The sequence below is a fragment of the Streptomyces coryli genome (assembly GCF_011044975.1).
Lineage (GTDB): Bacteria > Actinomycetota > Actinomycetes > Streptomycetales > Streptomycetaceae > Streptomyces > Streptomyces coryli.
Map to the genome: position 1 here is coordinate 1 of NZ_JAAKZV010000432.1, position 3,604 is coordinate 3,604.

4 protein-coding genes, 1 tRNA gene and 2 pseudogenes are annotated in these 3,604 nt (G+C 69.9%); 5 read left to right on the forward strand and 2 right to left on the reverse strand.

Features of this window, described 5'->3' with window-relative positions; translation table 11 throughout:
* Nucleotides 1-279, forward strand: a pseudogene (locus tag G5C51_RS40660) (bifunctional DNA primase/polymerase); the annotation flags it as partial.
* A 10-nt stretch (nt 280-289) separates the two neighbouring features.
* Here G5C51_RS40660 and G5C51_RS40665 read toward each other — a convergent pair.
* Nucleotides 290-1,210: an SDR family NAD(P)-dependent oxidoreductase gene (locus tag G5C51_RS40665; protein WP_165245775.1), complete on the reverse strand. Its 921-nt coding sequence runs from the start codon at nt 1,208-1,210 to the stop codon at nt 290-292.
* A 13-nt stretch (nt 1,211-1,223) separates the two neighbouring features.
* Here G5C51_RS40665 and G5C51_RS40670 point away from each other — a divergent pair, with 13 nt between their 5' ends.
* The 3 genes from G5C51_RS40670 (at nt 1,224) to G5C51_RS40680 (ending at nt 3,050) form a co-directional block, all read left to right on the forward strand.
* The gene (locus G5C51_RS40670; protein WP_338118499.1) at nt 1,224-1,949 is read left to right on the forward strand and encodes a GNAT family N-acetyltransferase; all 726 of its coding nucleotides are present in this window, start codon (nt 1,224-1,226) and stop codon (nt 1,947-1,949) included.
* A 277-nt stretch (nt 1,950-2,226) separates the two neighbouring features.
* Nucleotides 2,227-2,595, forward strand: coding sequence for an RNHCP domain-containing protein (locus G5C51_RS40675; RefSeq protein ID WP_165245777.1), 369 nt, complete (start codon nt 2,227-2,229; stop codon nt 2,593-2,595).
* 26 nt (nt 2,596-2,621) lie between these two features.
* The gene (locus G5C51_RS40680; RefSeq protein ID WP_165245779.1) at nt 2,622-3,050 is read left to right on the forward strand and encodes an RNHCP domain-containing protein; all 429 of its coding nucleotides are present in this window, start codon (nt 2,622-2,624) and stop codon (nt 3,048-3,050) included.
* Between the two features lie 237 nt (nt 3,051-3,287).
* Here G5C51_RS40680 and G5C51_RS40685 read toward each other — a convergent pair.
* A tRNA-Ser gene (locus G5C51_RS40685) sits at nt 3,288-3,377 on the reverse strand.
* A gap of 94 nt (nt 3,378-3,471) precedes the next feature.
* Here G5C51_RS40685 and G5C51_RS43560 point away from each other — a divergent pair.
* Nucleotides 3,472-3,604 (forward strand): annotated as a pseudogene (locus tag G5C51_RS43560) (LysE family translocator); the annotation flags it as partial.

Genomic DNA, 3,604 nt, shown 5'->3' on the forward strand with positions numbered 1-3,604 from the left:
GCCTTACTACGCCTCCTCACGACACCCCCCGCCAGCCACGAACCACCCCCGACAGAAGGCCCCTGGGACCGCCGCGCCGACGCCCTGATCCGCTTCGTAGCCGCCTCCCAACCGGGCGAACGCAACGCCCGCCTGTTCTGGGCCGCTTGCCGCGCGTACGAATCCGGCCACGGCCACGATGTCGGCGCGGCCTTGGTGGCGGCGGCGGTGGCGACGGGGCTCCCGCTGCGGGAAGCGACGTCGACGGTGGCGTCGGCGGCGCGGCATACGGCGATGTGAGCTGAGTACTTCAGATGGCGGGGGCGGGGGCCGGCGCGACACCGGTCAGCTCGGCGCTCGCGTCCCAGAGCCGACGGGCTGTTTCGGCGTCCTCAAGCTGGGTCCACAGCCGCTCGCGATGCGGACGACCGCGCAGGCCGAAGACGCGCGGGCCCCACAGCTCGCCTCCGGCGATCCGCGGGTCGAGCACCGCCCGGACCGCGGGCCGGGCGCCGTCGTGCTTGCCCTGGAGCACGAGGGCGGCGGGCGCGGCGCGCAGCGCCGTACCGGCCTTGCGTACGTGGACAGGGGGCCGCGACGGGGTGAGCGAGTCGAGCGCTCCGCCGGGGTGGACCACGACGCTGGACACGGTGCTGCCCGCGGCGCGCAGCCGGCGGTCGAGCTCGAGGCCGAAGTACATCTGGGCCAGCTTGGAGCGGGCGTAGGTGCGCTTGGCCCGGTAGTCGGTGCGGGTCTGCAGATCGTCCAGGTCCAGGCGCTCTGACTTGGCGGCGAAGCTGCCGACGGTCACGACGCGGGCGCCCGGCGCGGCCTCCAGCAGCGGCATCAGCCAGTGGGTCAGCGCGAAGTGCCCGAGGTGGTTGGTACCGAAATGGATCTCGTTGCCGTCCGCGGTCTCCTTGCGCTCCGGCCCTTCGAGGAGCACGCCGGCGTTGTGGACCACCGCGTCGAGGTGATCCGCCCCCAGGGCTTCCACCGACGCAGACAAGGAGCCGAGGTCGGCGAGGTCCAGGCCGACGGACCGCACCCGCGCCCCGGGCACCCGGCCGCGGATCGCGTCCATCGCGGCCTCGGCCCGGGCGGCGCTCCGGCTGCCCAGCACGACCGTGGCGCCGGTGCCGGCCAGCTGCTCGGCGGTGAAGTACCCGATGCCCGCGTTGCCGCCGGTGACCAGGTACACGCGGTCAGCGGCGGAGGGGGTCTGTGACATGGCGGGAGCTCCGGTGAGACGTAACGGCGGCTGCTCGGCGGAGCAACCCGACGCCCACGATGCCACCGGCCACCGACATATCGCCGATACCCGACCGACAGCGGAATTCGGCTGGTGGAGCTGCCGAATTCGCTGGACACCTTTCGGATCAGTCGGCGAGCATCCGCAGGTGACAGATGAAGAAGCCGATCATCGGAAACCACTCACGCGAAGCCCGAAGCATGTTCGTTTCATCGAGCTGTCCGGGGAAGCGATGGCCGCTCTGCTGGATGACGACTTGCCCGGAGCCAGCCGGACGGCCGGGGTTTCACTGACCGAGTACTTCGTGACCGACAGAGCACGGTGGCTATGGCAATTCCGGCTCGACCAGATGTCCGCCGATCCCGGCCAGGCGCGGTGGATGGCGCGGCAAGCGGTCGTCGACGACCAGGGCCGGGTCGTCGGCCATGCCGGTTTCCACGGCCCGCCCGACGAGGCCGGCATGGTCGAGATCGGCTACGCCATCGCTCCCGACTTCCGCCGCCAGGGATACGCCCGAGCCACACTGACCGAGCTGCTTCACCGGGCAGCAGCCGAACCCACGGTCAGGACCGTCCGAGCGTCGATCAGTCCCGACAACGCGGCATCCCTGGCCACGATCTCGGGCTTCGGCTTCGCTGAGGTCGGCGAACAATGGGATGAGGAGGACGGCCGCGAACTCATCTTTGAGGCCCCTGCCCGCCGGGTTCCACCCGCTTGACCGAACTCCGTATGGCTGATTTCACTGGGGTCAAGTGCCCCGGTGGCGGGGCGAGTCGAATAATGCGTTGACAGCCTCGGAAGGCGCCCTGTTAGTCTCCGAGCAGTCGTTCTGATTCGTTATGGGCCTGTGTGCCCTGGAAAAGGGTGTTTGATGTCCCGGCCCGCGCCGAGTGCGCCTCGCCGTACCGCGTAACCGTCCGCACCGGGCCGCCTTCTGACGAGGCCACTCGGCCTGCTCTTGCTGTCTTGACCTACTTCCAGCAAGGAGCACCCGGGTGTCCAGCCACACCACCACCAACACCACTCTCAGCCTCAGCACCTTCGCCTGCGCGTGGTGCGGCCTGACCGTGTCCGCGTACGCCGCCGACGGCGCGCCGCGCAACCACTGCCCGTCCTGCCTGCACTCCCGGCACGTCCTCGACCACGTCGAGGGCGGCCCGAGCGACTGCGAGGGCCGGATGTCCGCGATCGCCGTCGCCGTGCTCCGCACTGGTGACTGGATGGTGATCCACCGGTGCGTACGTTGCGACGAACTCACGTCGAGCCCGGTCTGCGCGGACGACAACCAGCTCATCCTGATGCGCATGGCGGTCCGCCCGCTGGCCCAACCGCCTTTCCCGCTCGAAGCGTTCGGAACTCTCTGACCGCCCGAGAAGGAAAGGACACCACCATGTCTCGCAGAAACCGCGACAACCGCAACAACCGTGGACGGCGTCGCCCGCAGCGGCACAAGGACGTCCTGCACACCCAGGGCGGGCACCGGGCAAGCGACTTCCGGTGCATTTCCTGCCGGCTCGACGTCTCCCTGGACGCACCCGGAACCGCCCACCGCAACCACTGCCCCCATTGCCTGGCCAGCCTGCACGTCGACCGGAAGATCCCCGGCGACCGCGACGCGGACTGCCGCGGCCGGATGGAGGCGCTGGGCATGTCCGTCCGCACCGACGGCGAGTGGATGATCATCCACCAATGCGCCGCCTGCGGTGAGCTCAGCGCCAACCGCATCGCGGGCGACGACAATCCGCTCGCCCTGATCCGCCTGGCCCTGAGGCCCCTGGCCGACCCCAAGGCCGCCGACCGTGTCCTGCTCGCCCTGTGACCCGGGCACGGCGACCACGACACGACCACGACTTCAACGACCAGAGAAACGGAACATCCCCGCAGTGAAGATCAGGACCGAGACCCTCGACGACAGCCCGATCCCGTCCGGTGACATGACCTTCGGCAAGCCGATGGCCGACGCGGTCAGCGCCTACCAGCCGGAATAGCCGAAGGACGCAGTAGGGGTGCCTCTCAGTGAGAGGCACCCCTACTGACCAGCACATACGCTGACCTCTGGCGGAGGGTGTGGGATTTGAACCCACGGTGATGTCGCCACCACGACGGTTTTCAAGACCGTTCCCTTAGGCCGCTCGGGCAACCCTCCCGGTGCTTCGCCGCCTCCTGGCTGCGGAGCGCGTACAGCGTACCGGCTGACCCGGGGGCGGTTGCCAGTGCGGGCGGTTCCTAGGGTGAGGTGCATGGATGAGACGACTACCGCGCTGCTGTCCTTTGCCGCCGTCGTCGGGCTGCTCACCGTCACGCCGGGGCTCGACACCGCGCTCGTGCTGCGGACCGCGGCGCTCGGGCGGCGCGGGCGGGCGTGGGGCGTGG